15 protein-coding genes are annotated in these 14,215 nt (G+C 63.7%); 11 read left to right on the top strand and 4 right to left on the bottom strand.

Going from position 1 to position 14,215, the window contains the following annotated elements:
- Position 1 precedes the first annotated feature (1 nt).
- Positions 2–481, top strand: coding sequence for a GNAT family N-acetyltransferase (locus ASD02_RS00410; RefSeq protein ID WP_025426062.1), 480 nt, complete (start codon positions 2–4; stop codon positions 479–481).
- Between the two features lie 12 nt (positions 482–493).
- Here ASD02_RS00410 and ASD02_RS00405 read toward each other — a convergent pair whose 3' ends face one another.
- Entirely contained in the window at positions 494–943 is a 450-nt protein-coding gene (locus ASD02_RS00405; protein WP_025426063.1) for a nucleoside deaminase, read from the bottom strand.
- Between the two features lie 73 nt (positions 944–1,016).
- Here ASD02_RS00405 and ASD02_RS00400 point away from each other — a divergent pair, with 73 nt between their 5' ends.
- From ASD02_RS00400 to ASD02_RS00390, 3 genes are read left to right on the top strand one after another with little or no spacing between them, the layout of a single operon-like run.
- The gene (locus ASD02_RS00400; RefSeq protein WP_025426064.1) at positions 1,017–3,026 is read left to right on the top strand and encodes a pseudouridine synthase; all 2,010 of its coding nucleotides are present in this window, start codon (positions 1,017–1,019) and stop codon (positions 3,024–3,026) included.
- A 6-nt stretch (positions 3,027–3,032) separates the two neighbouring features.
- A complete protein-coding gene (gene rsmD / locus ASD02_RS00395) occupies positions 3,033–3,593 on the top strand; it encodes a 16S rRNA (guanine(966)-N(2))-methyltransferase RsmD (RefSeq protein WP_025426065.1) in 561 nt (186 codons plus the stop codon).
- A gap of 59 nt (positions 3,594–3,652) precedes the next feature.
- Complete coding sequence (locus ASD02_RS00390; RefSeq protein WP_025426066.1) at positions 3,653–4,537, top strand: patatin-like phospholipase family protein; 885 nt, start codon at positions 3,653–3,655, stop codon at positions 4,535–4,537.
- A gap of 114 nt (positions 4,538–4,651) precedes the next feature.
- Here the strand turns inward: ASD02_RS00390 and ASD02_RS00385 are convergent, their stop codons facing one another.
- The gene (locus tag ASD02_RS00385; RefSeq protein WP_025426067.1) at positions 4,652–6,487 is read right to left on the bottom strand and encodes a monovalent cation:proton antiporter-2 (CPA2) family protein; all 1,836 of its coding nucleotides are present in this window, start codon (positions 6,485–6,487) and stop codon (positions 4,652–4,654) included.
- A 161-nt stretch (positions 6,488–6,648) separates the two neighbouring features.
- Here ASD02_RS00385 and ASD02_RS00380 point away from each other — a divergent pair, with 161 nt between their 5' ends.
- From ASD02_RS00380 to ASD02_RS00360, 5 genes are all read left to right on the top strand, one after another.
- Entirely contained in the window at positions 6,649–7,995 is a 1,347-nt protein-coding gene (locus tag ASD02_RS00380) for a TldD/PmbA family protein (protein WP_025426068.1), read from the top strand.
- A 61-nt stretch (positions 7,996–8,056) separates the two neighbouring features.
- Positions 8,057–8,872 (top strand): 3'(2'),5'-bisphosphate nucleotidase CysQ, encoded by an 816-nt coding sequence (locus tag ASD02_RS00375; protein ID WP_025426069.1) that lies wholly within the window; start codon positions 8,057–8,059, stop codon positions 8,870–8,872.
- Positions 8,873–8,929: 57 nt separating this feature from the next.
- Complete coding sequence (locus tag ASD02_RS00370; RefSeq protein WP_025426070.1) at positions 8,930–9,166, top strand: DUF4170 domain-containing protein; 237 nt, start codon at positions 8,930–8,932, stop codon at positions 9,164–9,166.
- 91 nt (positions 9,167–9,257) lie between these two features.
- Entirely contained in the window at positions 9,258–10,571 is a 1,314-nt protein-coding gene (waaA, locus tag ASD02_RS00365; protein ID WP_025426071.1) for a lipid IV(A) 3-deoxy-D-manno-octulosonic acid transferase, read from the top strand.
- Positions 10,572–10,596: 25 nt separating this feature from the next.
- Positions 10,597–11,301, top strand: a complete 705-nt coding sequence (locus tag ASD02_RS00360) for an HAD family hydrolase (RefSeq protein WP_025426072.1) — start codon at positions 10,597–10,599, stop codon at positions 11,299–11,301.
- A 55-nt stretch (positions 11,302–11,356) separates the two neighbouring features.
- On the opposite strand, the gene ASD02_RS00355 is transcribed toward ASD02_RS00360, so the two are convergent.
- Positions 11,357–11,854, bottom strand: coding sequence for a DUF2938 domain-containing protein (locus ASD02_RS00355; RefSeq protein ID WP_025426073.1), 498 nt, complete (start codon positions 11,852–11,854; stop codon positions 11,357–11,359).
- 143 nt (positions 11,855–11,997) lie between these two features.
- On the opposite strand from ASD02_RS00355, the gene ASD02_RS00350 reads away from it, so the two are divergent.
- Together ASD02_RS00350 and lpxK are read left to right on the top strand one after the other, a co-directional pair.
- Positions 11,998–12,663, top strand: a complete 666-nt coding sequence (locus tag ASD02_RS00350) for a metalloregulator ArsR/SmtB family transcription factor (protein ID WP_038575925.1) — start codon at positions 11,998–12,000, stop codon at positions 12,661–12,663.
- 160 nt (positions 12,664–12,823) lie between these two features.
- Positions 12,824–13,864: a tetraacyldisaccharide 4'-kinase gene (gene lpxK, locus ASD02_RS00345; protein WP_025426075.1), complete on the top strand. Its 1,041-nt coding sequence runs from the start codon at positions 12,824–12,826 to the stop codon at positions 13,862–13,864.
- 70 nt (positions 13,865–13,934) lie between these two features.
- On the opposite strand, the gene ASD02_RS00340 is transcribed toward lpxK, so the two are convergent.
- A complete protein-coding gene (locus tag ASD02_RS00340; RefSeq protein ID WP_025426076.1) occupies positions 13,935–14,168 on the bottom strand; it encodes a DUF2093 domain-containing protein in 234 nt (77 codons plus the stop codon).
- Between the last annotated feature and the right edge of the window lie 47 nt (positions 14,169–14,215).

Raw genomic sequence — 14,215 nt, 5'->3', positions numbered from 1 at the left:
CATGACGATCAGCATTCGCGACGCGCGACCGGAAGACGCGGAAACCATCCTGCGCTTCATCACAGAACTGGCCACCTACGAGAAGGCGCCCGACGAAGTCGAGGCGACGGTCGAGCAGTTGCAGGCCTCGCTCTTTGGCCCGGATGCGCTCACCCGTGCGGTGATCTGCGAGAAGGACGGAAAGCCGGCTGGCTTTGCCATGTGGTTCTACAACTACTCCACCTGGCAGGCGCGCAAGGGGCTTTATCTCGAAGACCTCTACGTAACGCCGGATTGCCGCGGCTCCGGCGCGGGCAAGATGCTGTTGAAGCATCTCGCCAAGATCGCCGTCGAGGAAGGCTGTGGTCGTTTCGAATGGAGCGTGCTCGATTGGAACGAGCCGGCAATCCGCGTTTACGAAGCCGTCGGCGCCGAACCGATGTCGGAGTGGACGCGCTACCGGCTTGCGGGTGCGGCGCTAGAGTCTTTCGCAGCCGGCTGAGAGTTCGCTCACTTAGCGTTTCCCGGCAAAAAAATCCCTGAGAATGTCAGCGGCTTCGCGCTCGGCAAGCCCGGAATAGACATCGGGCACGTGGTGGCATGTCGGCGAGCCGTAAAAGCGCACGCCGCTATCGACCGCGCCACCCTTGGGGTCTTCGGCGCCGTAGTAGAGGCGACGGATGCGGGCAAAGGAAATCGCTGCCGCGCACATGGTGCAGGGCTCCAGGGTGACATAGAGGTCGGCGCCCGTCAGCCGTTCGTCGTTGAGCACCATGGACGCTTCGCGGATCGCAACGACCTCGGCATGGGCGGTGATATCGTTGAGTTCGCGGGTTCGGTTTCCGGCGCGCGCGATGATCTCGCCGTTGAAAACGACGACGGCGCCGATCGGCACCTCGCCACGTTGGCCCGCCTTTTTGGCCTCTTCGAGGGCCGCATCCATGAAGCGTGTCGTATCAGCCATCGCTCAAACAATAATTTCTCTTAACCCACGGGCTCCGACCTGATAGGACAGCCGCAAAAGGCAGGCAACACAAATGACATCCAAAGACAAGCCCACGCGGCCTGGCGGCAAGCCCGCTGGCCGGGACAAGAAACCTCAATTCGCTGGCAAGAAGGCGGCAGCGCCTGAAGCCGGTGCCTCGCGGCCGCCCAAGGCAGGCCCGAAGCCCGCCGCCGCAAGCAGCGACGAGCCGCAGCGCATCTCCAAAATCCTGGCGCGCGCCGGCGTTGCCTCGCGCCGCGATATCGAACGCATGATCATGGAAGGTCGGGTGAAGCTCAACGGCGTCATTCTCGACACGCCTGTTGTCAACGCGACACTGGCCGACAGCATCGAAGTCGACGGAAATCCGATCCGCGGCATCGAGCGCACCCGTCTGTGGCTCTACCACAAGCCGGCCGGACTGGTGACCACCAATGCCGACCCGGAGGGCCGCCCGACGGTCTTTGACAACCTGCCGGACGAGCTGCCGCGCGTTCTATCGATCGGCCGCCTCGACATCAACACCGAAGGCCTGCTGCTTTTGACCAACGACGGCGGGCTTGCCCGCGTGCTCGAACTTCCGTCGACCGGCTGGCTGCGCCGCTACCGCGTGCGCGCCCATGGCGAAATCGACCAGGACGAACTGGACAAGCTGAAGGACGGCATTGCCGTCGACGGCGTGCTTTACGGCGGCATCGAAGCGACGCTCGACCGTGTGCAGGGTTCGAACGTCTGGATCACGATGGGTCTGCGCGAAGGCAAGAACCGTGAGATCAAGAACGTGCTCGGCGCGCTCGGGCTCGACGTCAACCGCCTTATCCGTATCTCCTACGGCCCGTTCCAGCTCGGCGAATTGCCGGAAGGCCATGTGCAGGAAATCCGTGGCCGGACGCTGCGCGACCAGCTCGGCCCGCGCCTGATCGAAGACGCCAAGGCGAACTTCGACGCGCCGCTCTACAACGATCAGTCGGCAACCCTTCCTGGCGAAGCGCCGGAAGGCGAAGCCTCCGACACCCGCAAGCCCGAGCGTGCCAACCGCTGGGAAAAGCCGGAAGACAAGCGCGAGCGCGCGCTTTCCCGTCTTGATACCCGTCGTGACGACCGCCGCGACGGTGGCCGTGGCAAGGATGGGCCGCGTGGTAAGGAAGGTCCCCGCGGCAAGGGTGGCCCCCGCGAAGAGCGCGGCGACGCCAAGTTCGAGGATCGGCCGAAGCGCACGCCGGCGCAACGCGCCCGCACGGCCAATGTGTGGATGGCGCCCGGTGCGCGTCCGCTGGCCGAGAAGAAGCCGAAGTCCGCTGAAGGCGATGCCTCGGCAACGCCGGCCCGTCGCGAGCGCCCGGATGGCGCTCCGAAGACCAAACGCTACGGCCGCACGAAGGATGGATTTGCGACGAAGTCATCCGGCAAGTTCGATCCCGACCGCAAGGGCGGTGCGCCCAGGGACTTCGACCGTCCGGCTTCCGCCGCACCGGTCAAGCGCCGGGATGAAGAGGGCGAATGGATCAGCGCCAGCGAACCCGCACGCCGCGGCAAGGATGAAGGCCGTGATGGCGGCTTCGGCCGGCGCAAGTCGGGCGATGCCGGAGACCGCAGGTCGCGCGATCACGGTGATCGTCCCCCGCGTCGCGAAGGCGGCGATCGGCCGGCCCGTTCAGAAGGAGGACCGCGCAGCTTCTCCGACAAGCCGCGGTTCCCGCGCGCTGAAGGCGACCGGCCTGCACGTCGCGAAGATGGCGACCGCCCACGTGGCGATCGGCCTGCCCGCGCCGAAGGTGGTCCGCGCAGCTATTCCGACAAGCCGAGAACCCCGCGCGCCGAGGGCGATCGTCCGCCACGCCGCGAAGGCGGTGACCGCCCGTTCGGCGATAAGCCTCGCGGTAAGTCCTTCGGTGGCAAGCCATCCGGCGGCAAATCCTTTGGTGAACGCTCGGGTGGTCCGCGTGGCGGCAAGCCCGGTGGCGGAAAACCGGCTGGCGGCGGCGGCAGGCCCGGTGGTGGCGGCCGTCCCGGTGGCGGTGGGCGCCCGGCCGGCGGCAAGCCGCGCGGCAGAGGAAACTAAGCGGTCGTGCGCATTGTCGGCGGAGAGTTCCGTGGCCGCAGTCTGGCTACGCCCAAGTCGAATGATATCCGTCCGACCACCGACCGGACGCGCGAAAGCCTGTTCAACATCCTGAGCCATTCGTATCCGGAGGCTCTCGATGGCACCCGGGTGCTGGATCTTTTTGCCGGCACCGGAGCCGTGGGCCTCGAGGCCCTGTCGCGGGGGTGCCGTCAGGCACTCTTCGTCGAACAGGGCGTCGAGGGCAGGGGTCTCCTGCAGAACAATATCGAGGCGTTCGGCCTGCAAGGTCGCGCCAAGGTCTTCCGCAGGGATGCGACCAGCCTCGGTTCCGTCGGCACGATGGAGCCGTTCCACCTGGTCTTTGCAGATCCACCCTACGCGATGGGATTGGGAGAGAAGGCGTTGGCGTCGGCGGCTCTCGGCAATTGGCTGGTTCCGAATGCCCTTGTCGTGCTGGAGGAGCGTGCCGACGTTCAGCCTGCGCCAACAGCCGTTTTCGAGCGGCTGGACGTCAGGGTGTTCGGCGATACACGCATGCATTTCTACCGCTTCCGTGGCGTCTGACGTCACACTTTTGATTCGCTTGCAAAGTTAGACTGCCGGCTGAACTGAGGTGCAGGTCGATGAAGCAGGACGTTTCCACCGCGGATATTTCGCCGGTCAGCGCGAGCGAACCGTCGGTCGCGCTGGCGCTTGGCGGCGGCGGTGCCCGCGGGCTCGCCCATATCCATGTCATCGAGGCTTTCGACGAGTTGGGCATTCGCCCTGTTGTCATCGCCGGCTCGTCGATCGGCGCCATCATGGGCGCCGGTATGGCGGCGGGCCTCAGCGGCAAGGAAATCCGGGAACACACGCTTGCGACGGTTGGCCACCGCCGCGAGGTCGTCAATCGCCTGTGGCAGTTGCGACCGGCTAGCTGGTCGGAAGCGATGACCAACGGCTTTCGTTTCGGTCAGTTCAACATCGAGCGCGTCTTGAAGGCGTTCCTGCCCGAAGCCATCCCCGCGACGTTTTCAGAACTGGATATTCCGCTCAAAGTTGTCGTTACCGACTACTATGGCCAGACCGAGCACATCTGCGCGACAGGCGACCTGCAGAAGGCGCTGGCGGCGTCCGCAGCCCTGCCTGCGGTCTTCATGCCGGTCAAGATCGACGGCCGGGTGATGATCGATGGCGGCATCTACAATCCCATCCCCTTCGATCATCTTCGCGGCCTTGCTGAGATCGTCGTCGGCGTCGATGTCGTCGGCGGCCCGGACGGTGATGGCGAGACGATCCCCAGCCGCATCGACAGCCTGTTCGGCGCCAGCCAGCTGATGATGCAGTCGATCATCGCCATGAAACTGAAGGAAGGTGCGCCGGATATCCTGCTGCGGCCGGATGTCGGCCGCTATCGGGTGATGGATTTTCTGCGCGCAAAGGAAGTCCTGGCGGCGACCGCCGGCATCAAGGATCAGTTCAAGCGGACGCTTGAGGAGCGAATGAAGGTGGCCGGCGTCTCCGGATAAGGCTGTCGGCCGGTCGCCGTTTCTGTTAGAGCGACAGAGCCGCAGAAACGCTCTATCTCCCTATTTTAACACATTGCCTGACGGAAAACCGCTTCGCCTTTTCCTGGAAATGTTCTAGGCGCTTTCCCGCTCGTCAGCCGGCAATCCCGGCAGGATGCTCTCGCCCGTTTCCGAGGAATGATCGACGTCGCGCTTGGGCTTGACCAGCGGCTCGGGACGCACGGGCTGCGAATGCAGCATGTCGCGCCCGGCGGTGATGCCCTCTGCCTCCTGCAGCACCAGGCGGGCCTCGTCGCGCTTGCGGATATCGTCCATGATGGCGAGCGCCTCTTCGTTGCCGACGCCCAGCGCCTCCAGCGTCTTTCGACCGAAGAGCAGGCCGGACTCGAAGGTTTCGCGCAGCTCGTAGTCGACGCCCTTCGCCCTCAGTTCGAGCGTATGCAGCCGGTCGTAGGATCGCGCGAAGATACGGGCGTCCGGATATTCGGCCTGAACCAGATCGACGATCCGGTCGGTCGTTTCCTTCTTTTGCGTGCAGATGGCGATGAGCTTCGCCCGCTCGATGCCGGCGGCACGCAGCACGTCGAGCCGGTTGCCGTCGCCGAAGTAGATCCGGAAGCCGAAGGTCGCCGCCTGGCGAACACGCGCGGCCGAGTGGTCGATGATCGTCACGTCGCGACCGCCGGCAAGCAGGATCTGCGCGGCGATCTGGCCGAAACGCGAAAAGCCGATCATCAGCACGTCGGCATCAGCACCTTCGAAGTCCTCCTCCATTTCGTCGGCCATCTCGTCCTGTTCGCGCATGAGGCGCGGGGCGAGCATGGAGGCGATCGGGGTCAGCGCCATCGAAAGCGTAACGATGGCGACGAGCAGCGATGCGCTGCCCGGCGAGAAGACGCCAGCGACCGCTCCAGCAGTAAACAGGACGAAGCCGAATTCGCCGCCTTGCGGCAAGAGCAAGCTGACGCGCACCGCATCGTTGTGATGCGAGGCGGCCAGGCGGCAGAGCCAGTAGAGGATGAAGCTCTTCACCAGCATCAGCAGAGGTACGGCAACAATGATCACCAGGTAATTGTCGATGATCACGTCAAGTTGCAGCGACAGGCCCACGGCCATGAAGAACAGGGCTTGCAGGATGCCGCGAAAGGGCTCGATATCGGCCTCAAGTTCATGGCGATAGGAGGATTCTGCCAGGAGCACGCCGGCAAGGAAGGCGCCCATGGCCATGGAAAGGCCGGCCATCTGCATCAGCGTTGCCGCTCCCATGACCACCAGCAGGGCGGCGGCAATCATCACGTCGCGCGCGCCGGTTCGGGCGATGATCTGGAACAGTGGGTTGAGTAGATAGCGGCCTGCGGCCACAAGGACCGCAACCGCTGTGATGGCGATGGCAAAGTCTTCGAGTGGCGGCGTCGTATCCTCCGGCGCTTGCGCCGCCAGAAGCGGGATCAGCGCAAGCAGCGGGACAATCGCCAGATCCTGCAGCAGAAGGATCGAGAAGGCGCGTTGGCCGAAGCGCGTATTGCGGTCGTTGCCCTCATCGAGAATCTGCATGGCAAAGGCCGTGGACGACAGCGCTAAGCCGAAGCCGGCGACGATGCTTCCGGCATGATCGAGCAGTCCGGTCAGGGCGATCCCGTAGGACAGGACCACACCGGTGATGAGGACTTGCGCCGTGCCGAGACCGAAGATGTCGCGCCGCAGCTGCCAAAGCCGCGACGGCTTCAGTTCCAGCCCGATGATGAAGAGCAGGAAGACGACGCCGAGTTCGGAACCGTGCAGGATCTCTTCGCCATCGGTGATGCTCTGGGCAACCGGGCCGATCAGGATCCCGGCCGCGAGATAGCCGAGGATCGTGCCAAGCCCGAGACGCTTGAACAGTGGCGCCGCGATGACTGCGCCCCCGAGCAATATCAACGCCTGGGAGTAGATGATCGGGGTCGTCGTCATGCTGATTGCTTTCGATATGGCCTCGTCCTGCCCAGGCAGGCAGAGGTTTCGGCGGGAGTGTCATTGCAGTGTATGGGGCAGTGTATGGGCGGGAATCATGCCAATGCCCTTGATGCATGCTTCAGTGCACAATAAATGGGGCAGGAATGAAAGGCCACATCATGTCAGAAACGATCGATTCCGCCTCCCTCGAAAAACGCGCCGCCGAACTGGTGGATCTTGCCCGCAAGGCAGGTGCCGACGCCGCTGACGCCGTCGTCGTTCGCGGGCGCTCCCGTTCCGTCTCGGTTCGCCTCGGCAAGGTCGAAGCAACCGAAGCATCCGAAAGCGACGACTTCTCGCTGCGCGTCTTTGTCGGCAACCGCGTCGCCAGCGTTTCGGCCAATCCCGGGTTCGACCTGAAGGTGCTCGCCGAGCGGGCCGTGGCGATGGCCAAGGCATCGCCCGAAGATCCCTTCGCTTCGCTTGCCGATCCGGACCGGCTGGCGAAATGCTACCCGGATCTCGAGCTTTTCGACGATCGCGAAGTTTCGACGGACGCCCTGACCGAGGCGGCACTCGCCGCGGAAGAGGCTGCCCTTGCGGTGTCTGGTGTCACCAACTCCAGCGGCGCAGGTGCCTCCGCCGGCATGGGCGGGCTCGTGCTCGTGACCTCGCATGGTTTCTCCGGCTCCTACATGGCGACCCGCTTCGGCCGTTCGGTGAGCGCGATTGCCGGCGAAGGCACGAAGATGGAGCGCGACTACGACTACGACAGCCGCATCTACTTCGACGAATTGCGTGCTGCCGAAGAAATCGGCCGGCTTGCGGGCGAGCGTGCCGTCGCGCGGATCAACCCCCGCCAGGTGCCGACTGCCAGGAATGTCACTGTTGTTTTCGATCCGCGCATGGCGCGCGGCTTCGTCGGGCATATCGCCGGCGCCATCAACGGCGCATCCGTCGCGCGCAAGACCAGTTTCCTGCGCGATATGATGGGCAAGCAGGTCATGAAGGCCGGCCTGTCGGTGACGGACGACCCCTTGATCGTCCGTGGCTCCTCTTCGCGTCCGTTCGACGGCGAAGGCGTCAGCGGCTCCAAGCTGACGATGGTCGAGGATGGCGTGCTGAACCATTGGTTTCTGTCGACCTCCGCGGCGCGCGAACTCGGTCTTGAGACCAACGGCCGCGGCGTGCGCGGCGGCCCGACGGTCAATCCGGCTTCCACCAACCTGGCGCTCGAACCGGGTTCGGTTTCACGCGAAGACCTGATCCGCAGTGTCGGAACCGGCTTCTACGTGACCGAGCTGATCGGCCAGGGCGTCAATATGGTGACCGGCGAATATAGCCGCGGCGCCTCAGGCTTCTGGATCGAGAACGGTGAGCTGACTTTTGCCGTGTCCGAGGTCACGATCGCGTCCAACCTCAAGCAGATGTTCATGGCGATCACGCCGGCCGACGACATCGACAGGAAGTTCGGCGTTGCCGCACCGACACTCGCCATCGAAGGCATGACGCTCGCCGGCCTCTGAGCTGCTGACGTCGATGCCATGACAAAAACGTTCGGCCGTATGCCGACGCATAAGGATTTGAATGTCAGACAAAGCACCATCGATCGCGACGTGGAAGGAGGATCTGGATCTGATCCTTTCCGCCGCGATCGCCGCCGGCGAAACGGCTTTGACTTACTTTCGGAACGAGCCCGATGTGCGCTGGAAAAACGAGGGGCGTTCGCCGGTCAGCGAGGCCGATATCGCCGCCAACGACATCCTTAGGGACCGCCTGCTGGGCGCCCGGCCGCACTACGGCTGGCTGTCGGAAGAGACGGACGACGATGAGAGCCGTCTCACCCGCGAAACGGTCTTCGTCATCGACCCGATCGACGGTACCCGCGCCTTCATCGCCGGCAAGGATCTCTGGTGCGTCAGCGTCGCTGTCGTCCACCGTGGCCTGCCGGTTGCCGGTGTGCTCTATGCGCCGGCGCTCGACGAGCTGTTTCAGGCAACCGTGGATGGTCCGGCGCTGAAGAACGGTGCGGGCATTCGCGTGCGCGACGTCCACGATGGCGAAGCGCTGCATGTGGCGGTCGCCGAAGACGTCGTCTCGGCCCTAGCACCGTCCTATCGCAACGGCATCGTGCGGGTACCGCATGTGCCTTCGCTCGCCTACAGGCTGGCAATGGTTGCGGACGGGCGGATCGACGGCACGGTGGTCAAGAAGAACTCACATGACTGGGATCTCGCCGCCGCCGACCTCATCCTCGAAAGGGCGGGCGGGGCGCTCAATACGCTTGAATCTCGGGCCCTGTCCTACAATCGCCCCAATGTCGTTCATGGGCTTCTTTGCGCGGCGTCGAAGGCGACGTTGCCGGGATTGCTTGCTGCCTCAAGGACCCTTGAGGGCCATTGACCTTTCTGGCCGAATGCCGCAAACCAACGCCCATACCCTAAAAAAAATGGAACTCCAATGGCTCACGACTCCGAGAAGAAACAACGTCTGCATTTGGTCTTTGGTGGTGAACTGACCACACTCACCGATGTTCATTTCCGTGACCTGGACAAGCTCGATATCGTCGGCATTTATCCTGACTACGAAAGCGCCCACATTGCCTGGAAGTCGAAGGCCCATATGACCGTCGACAACGCCCATATGCGTTATTTCATCGTTCACATGCATCGCCTGCTCGATCCGGAAAACGATTGATGCCGATGCCTTGGGCATGCGTGGCGCGTTCCCGCGCGCGCGCTGCGTCTGACCTTCGCCCGAGCTTTCCATTGGGCTGGGGATTGAGGCCATGAGCAGCTTTCGCGCCCGGCTGGCGCTCTCCAGCTATCGCTGGATTGGTTCGGCGATCTATCCGTTCGTGTGGTCCTATCTTGCCCTGCGCGCTGCGAAGGGCAAGGAGGACCCGGCGCGCCGCCGCGAGCGTTACGGCCATGCCAGCGTGCCGCGTCCGCAAGGTCCGCTCGTCTGGTTCCACGCTGCAAGCGTCGGAGAGACCAATGCGGTCATCCCGCTGATCAAGGAAATCCATCGCCGCGGTATCAATGTCGTGCTGACGACCGGCACGAAGACGTCGGCGCGGGTCGCGGCTGGGCGTCTGGGCGAGGCGGTCATTCACCAATACGTGCCGCTCGATTTCAAGCCGGCGGTCAATCGTTTCCTCGAATACTGGCAGCCGGATCTGGCCATCATCGCCGAATCCGAGATCTGGCCGATGACCATCCTGGAACTTGGGCGACGCCATATCCCGCAGGTTCTGGTCAACGGCCGCCTGTCCGACCGCACATTCGCCCGCTGGAAGAAACGGCCGGCGCTCGCCGATGCACTGTTTGAGAACCTCGCGCTCGTCATCGCCCAATCGGATGTCGATGCCGAGCGGTTTCGCACGCTCGGTGCTCTGCCGGTAATGGTATCGGGTAACCTGAAGGTCGATACCGACGCGCCGCCGCACGACCCGCAGGCGTTGAAGGAATATCGCCAGCAGATCGGCACGCGCAAAACCTGGGCGGCGATCTCGACCTTCGACGGCGAGGAAAATGCTGCCGGCGTCGTGCATCGTGCCCTCAAGGAGCGCACCGGTCTGTTGACCATCGTCGTGCCGCGGCACCCCGAGCGCAGCGATGCGATCGAGGCGGCGCTAACGGCCAAGGGGCTGAAAGTTGCGCGTCGCACCCGTCGCGATCCGCTGACATCAGACGTCGATATTTTCCTTGGCGACACGATCGGCGAGATGGGGCTCTATCTGCGCCTGACCGAGGTGGCCTTTGTCGGACGCTCGCTGTTTGCCGAAGGCGGGCAGAATCCGCTGGAGCCGGCAATGCTCGGCTGCGCCGTTCTTTCGGGTGGCAACGTCCAGAATTTCCGCGAGACCTACCAGATGCTCGCCAAGAACGGCAGCGCCAAGATCGTCCGCGATACCGAGATGCTGGCAAAGGGCGTCAACTACCTGCTCGCCAACGACGACATGCGTCGTTCGATGATCGATGCCGGCCTCGAAACCGTGCAAGAGATGCGCGGAGCGCTGTCGGCGACGATGAAGGGGCTCGAGCCCTATATCAATCCGCTCGTCGTCAAGGCGCGGCTCGAACCGCGCAACGACATCTGACCACACCGGGAGACGCAAGATCACCATGAGCGCACCGACAGCCATCGCCGGTATCCTGTTCGACAAGGACGGAACGCTGCTCGACTACGCCAAGAGCTGGGTGCCGGTGAACTACGAACTGGCGAAGATCGCAGCCAAGGGCGACGAGGGCCTGGCCCGCACCCTGCTCAAGGCCGGCGGCATGGATCCGGACACCGGCCATGTGTTGCCCGACAGCCTGCTTGCCGCCGGCAACACCGTCGAGATCTCGACCGGGTTCGTCACCGCCGGTGCGCCGTTTACCGTGGAAGCGTTGACGACGCTGCTTGACGGGTTGTTTGCCCGTTCTGCCGAGTACGCGGTACCGGTCACCGACCTCGGGTCGTTCTTCGCCGGTCTGCATGCCAAGGGCTATCGCCTGGGTGTCGCATCCAGCGACAACGAGCGCTCGATCCGCGAAACCGCCAGACGCTTTGGTTTCGACGGCTATCTGCATTACGTCGCCGGCTACGACAGCGGCTACGGTGTCAAGCCCGAGCCCGGCATGGTGCTCGGCTTCTGTGCCGCGACGGGGCTTGATCCGCAGCAGGTCGTGGTCGTCGGCGACAACAATCACGACATGCACATGGGCCGCAACGCCGGCGTCGGCATGACCGTCGCAGTGCTGACGGGCACCGGCTCGCGCCAATCGCTCGCCGATGCCTCTGACCATTGCCTGGCTGATATCACCGAGCTTGAAGCCGTTCTCTAGGTTTTGCCGAGCTGTATTTCCTTCGTTGCCGCTCTCACGAGTTTCAAGCATGGTCCTATGATCGCCAGAGGACCGATAAAGCCAACGCCGAGAGATAGAGCCCGAAGCCGAATGCCGCATGTGCGAGCAGGCTGCGCAGGCGGGCAATGTTGGGGCTCGGCGTTTTCGAGGCCGCGATGCCCGCGCCCATACCCGGCTGCATCAGGAAGAACGGTGCGACCACGGTCGCGAGGCCGACAATGAGTGCCGGGACAAGCGTCGGCCGCTCCGCCCAGTCAGTCCCCCAGATCAGCAACAGAAGTCCGGCGAAGACTACGCCGATCGCATAATGTGCAGTCCAGCCGATCAGCCGCTCGCTACGGACGGGTGCCGCTGCTGCGATACGCTGGTGCAGGAAGCGGCCCTGCGGAAAATGTCCGATCCAGCGGCCCACCATGCCGTAGTCCAGGGAAGGTATGCCGAGCAAACGTTTCACCGCCACCGCCCAGAGATCCATGACCGCAGTCGCACCGATCCCGATCAGGATGGCCTGCAACACCAGATCCTTTTCCATATTCGTATCCTCTCACATCATCTTCATGGCCGCTGCATCGACAGATCGCGCACATGCGGGCGTTCGATCTGTCATCTGACAAGTCAAAGCATCATTCAATTGAGTAATTGAATGAGTCATGGAGAAATGCTAGGCTTCTGTCAATGACCGACCTTCAACTCCATATCTTCGAGGAATTTGCCGAGCTTGCCCGCACGCTTGCGAGCCCCCAGCGCCTGCTCCTGCTCGAGCATATCGCCCAGGGCGAGCGCTCGGTGGAGCGTCTTGCTGAGCTCGCCGGCCTGAGCATCGCCAACGCGTCGCAGCATCTGCAGCAGTTGCGCCGCGCCGGTTTTGTCGAGACCCGGCGGGATGGCAAGCGCGTGCTTTATCGGCTGGGTGCCGGCCCGGTGATCGGCCTGCTCTCGGCCCTGCGTCAATATGCCGAGCACAATCGCGCTCAGATCCGCGAACTCGTCGCCGATCGCCTCGACCGACCGGACCGCCTCGAGGCGATTTCGCGCGAAGAGTTGCTGCTGCGGATGCGGGGAGGGGACGTCACGCTGCTGGATGTGCGGCCGCAGGACGAATTTTTGTCGGGTCATCTTCCCGGTGCGATCAATATTCCGATTGCGGAACTCGAACGACGCCTTGCCGAACTGCCTGAAGGAGGCGAGATCGTCGCCTATTGCCGCGGGCCTTACTGCGCCTTGTCGTTTGACGCGGTGAGGGTTCTGCAAGGCAACGGCTTTACCGTCCGCCGGCTTGAGAGCGGGTTCCCGGATTGGAAAGCAGCCGGCCTTGCTGTGGAAAGCCGGGACCTCAGCTAGACGACAAGTCTGACGCAACAGGCATTGTCTTGTGCCGCTTGCCTTTTTCCGCGTTCTGACGTTTTTTGTCGGCAGTTACGCCGTCGCCGGTTTTGGCCAGCGGCAGCCAAGATGTGCATCGTCCTTCCCGGAAGGACCAGACGGGGCCACGGAAACAAAGATGGTATCGGAAGCGCCGCCGTTCTGGTGGACAAAGGCGGATTGGCGTGCGCGGGCTTTGTGGCCGTTTTCCTGGATCTATGGACGTATCGCCGGCCTGCGCATGGACCGCGCTCGCCGAGCGTCCGTTCCGGTCCCGATCATCTGCATCGGCAATTTCACGGTCGGCGGCGCCGGCAAGACGCCGACGGCGATCGCGCTTGCGCGCGCCGTCAGGGCCAAAGGCCTGAAGCCGGGTTTCCTCAGCCGCGGCTATGGCGGTTCGCTTGATGTGACGACGATCGTCGAGCCTGAACACCACAGGGCACGCGATGTTGGCGACGAGCCGTTGTTGCTGGCGCGCGAGGCGCTGACGGTTGTGTGCCGTCGCCGCGTCGATGGTGCCCGCCGGCTGGTGGCCGAAGGCGTCGATATCATCATCATGGACGATGGTTTCCAGAGCGCGCGGCTGGCCTTCGATTTTGCGCTGCTCGTCATCGATTCCCGCCGCGGCATCGGCAACGGTTACCTCGTGCCGTCAGGCCCGGTGCGCGCGCCGATTTCCAATCAGTTGCGCCATGCGACCGCGCTGTTGAAGATCGGCAACGGCGCCGAGGCGGATGCCTTGATCCGTCGCGCCGCCCGGGCCGGCAAGCAGGTCTACCAGGCGGAGGTCGTGCGGCTCGACGACGGCTCGCTGAACGGCGTGAGAGTGTTGGCCTGGGCCGGTATCGCCGACCCGGAAAAATTCTATCGCACCGTACGGGAAACCGGCGCCGTCATCGAGGAAACCCGCAGCTTCCCCGACCATCATCATTTCTCAGAGGACGAGATATCGGACCTTCTCGACCGGGCCGCAGCACTCGGCTGCACGCTCGTGACCACGGCCAAGGACATGGTTCGCCTGGAGCCCGGCCACGGCCGGGCAGCGGAACTGGCTCGGGCAAGCCGGGTGATCGAAATCGACGTGCACTTCGACGATCCGTCGGCACCGGCAAAGATCGTGACAACCGCGCTGTCGGCCGCGCGCACCCGCAAGCTGCGGGAAGCGGAACAGAAGTAAGGCTGGATTTGGCCGTTAGAGCGTTTTTGTCGCCAGCGGAGCCATGGGAAGGCCCTCCTGACGGAAAACGTTAGCGGCGCTGGTTCGGCAGGGCGCCTGCGCGCTTTTCCGCTTCGAGCGAGGCTTCCGCGTCGACATAGGGCTGCTGACGGGCAACGCTCCAGTAGCGCAGTTCGTCCACGGGAATGGTCTTGCCCGTCATCGCGCAGATGACATGCGAGCCAGCAAGGACGATCTGAAAGTCGCCGTCGAGATAACGGACCTTCGCTTCGCGCGAGGCGCTTCCTTCAAACCGGTTCATCATTTTCTGGGCCTGTTCCGTCTTCGTGGTCTGCTGTCTGATCTAGCCCG

Origin of the sequence: Ensifer sp. Root1252, from assembly GCF_001425885.1 — a bacterium.
In the GTDB taxonomy this organism is placed as follows: domain Bacteria; phylum Pseudomonadota; class Alphaproteobacteria; order Rhizobiales; family Rhizobiaceae; genus Ensifer; species Ensifer canadensis.
This window is presented reverse-complemented; position numbering and strand designations above follow the sequence as displayed.

Excerpts from the sequence above, each read along its gene's own strand:
- ASD02_RS00370 (WP_025426070.1), top strand. The coding sequence starts at position 8,930 with ATGGCTCACGACTCCGAGAAGAAACAACGTCTGCATTTGGTCTTTGGT.
- ASD02_RS00340 (WP_025426076.1), bottom strand. The coding sequence starts at position 14,168 with ATGATGAACCGGTTTGAAGGAAGCGCCTCGCGCGAAGCGAAGGTCCGT.
- lpxK (WP_025426075.1), top strand. The coding sequence starts at position 12,824 with ATGGTATCGGAAGCGCCGCCGTTCTGGTGGACAAAGGCGGATTGGCGT.
- ASD02_RS00400 (WP_025426064.1), top strand. The coding sequence starts at position 1,017 with ATGACATCCAAAGACAAGCCCACGCGGCCTGGCGGCAAGCCCGCTGGC.
- ASD02_RS00355 (WP_025426073.1), bottom strand. The coding sequence starts at position 11,854 with ATGGAAAAGGATCTGGTGTTGCAGGCCATCCTGATCGGGATCGGTGCG.
- ASD02_RS00410 (WP_025426062.1), top strand. The coding sequence starts at position 2 with ATGACGATCAGCATTCGCGACGCGCGACCGGAAGACGCGGAAACCATC.
- ASD02_RS00380 (WP_025426068.1), top strand. The coding sequence starts at position 6,649 with ATGTCAGAAACGATCGATTCCGCCTCCCTCGAAAAACGCGCCGCCGAA.
- ASD02_RS00390 (WP_025426066.1), top strand. The coding sequence starts at position 3,653 with ATGAAGCAGGACGTTTCCACCGCGGATATTTCGCCGGTCAGCGCGAGC.
- ASD02_RS00375 (WP_025426069.1), top strand. The coding sequence starts at position 8,057 with ATGTCAGACAAAGCACCATCGATCGCGACGTGGAAGGAGGATCTGGAT.
- ASD02_RS00360 (WP_025426072.1), top strand. The coding sequence starts at position 10,597 with ATGAGCGCACCGACAGCCATCGCCGGTATCCTGTTCGACAAGGACGGA.
- ASD02_RS00385 (WP_025426067.1), bottom strand. The coding sequence starts at position 6,487 with ATGACGACGACCCCGATCATCTACTCCCAGGCGTTGATATTGCTCGGG.
- ASD02_RS00405 (WP_025426063.1), bottom strand. The coding sequence starts at position 943 with ATGGCTGATACGACACGCTTCATGGATGCGGCCCTCGAAGAGGCCAAA.
- waaA (WP_025426071.1), top strand. The coding sequence starts at position 9,258 with ATGAGCAGCTTTCGCGCCCGGCTGGCGCTCTCCAGCTATCGCTGGATT.
- ASD02_RS00350 (WP_038575925.1), top strand. The coding sequence starts at position 11,998 with ATGACCGACCTTCAACTCCATATCTTCGAGGAATTTGCCGAGCTTGCC.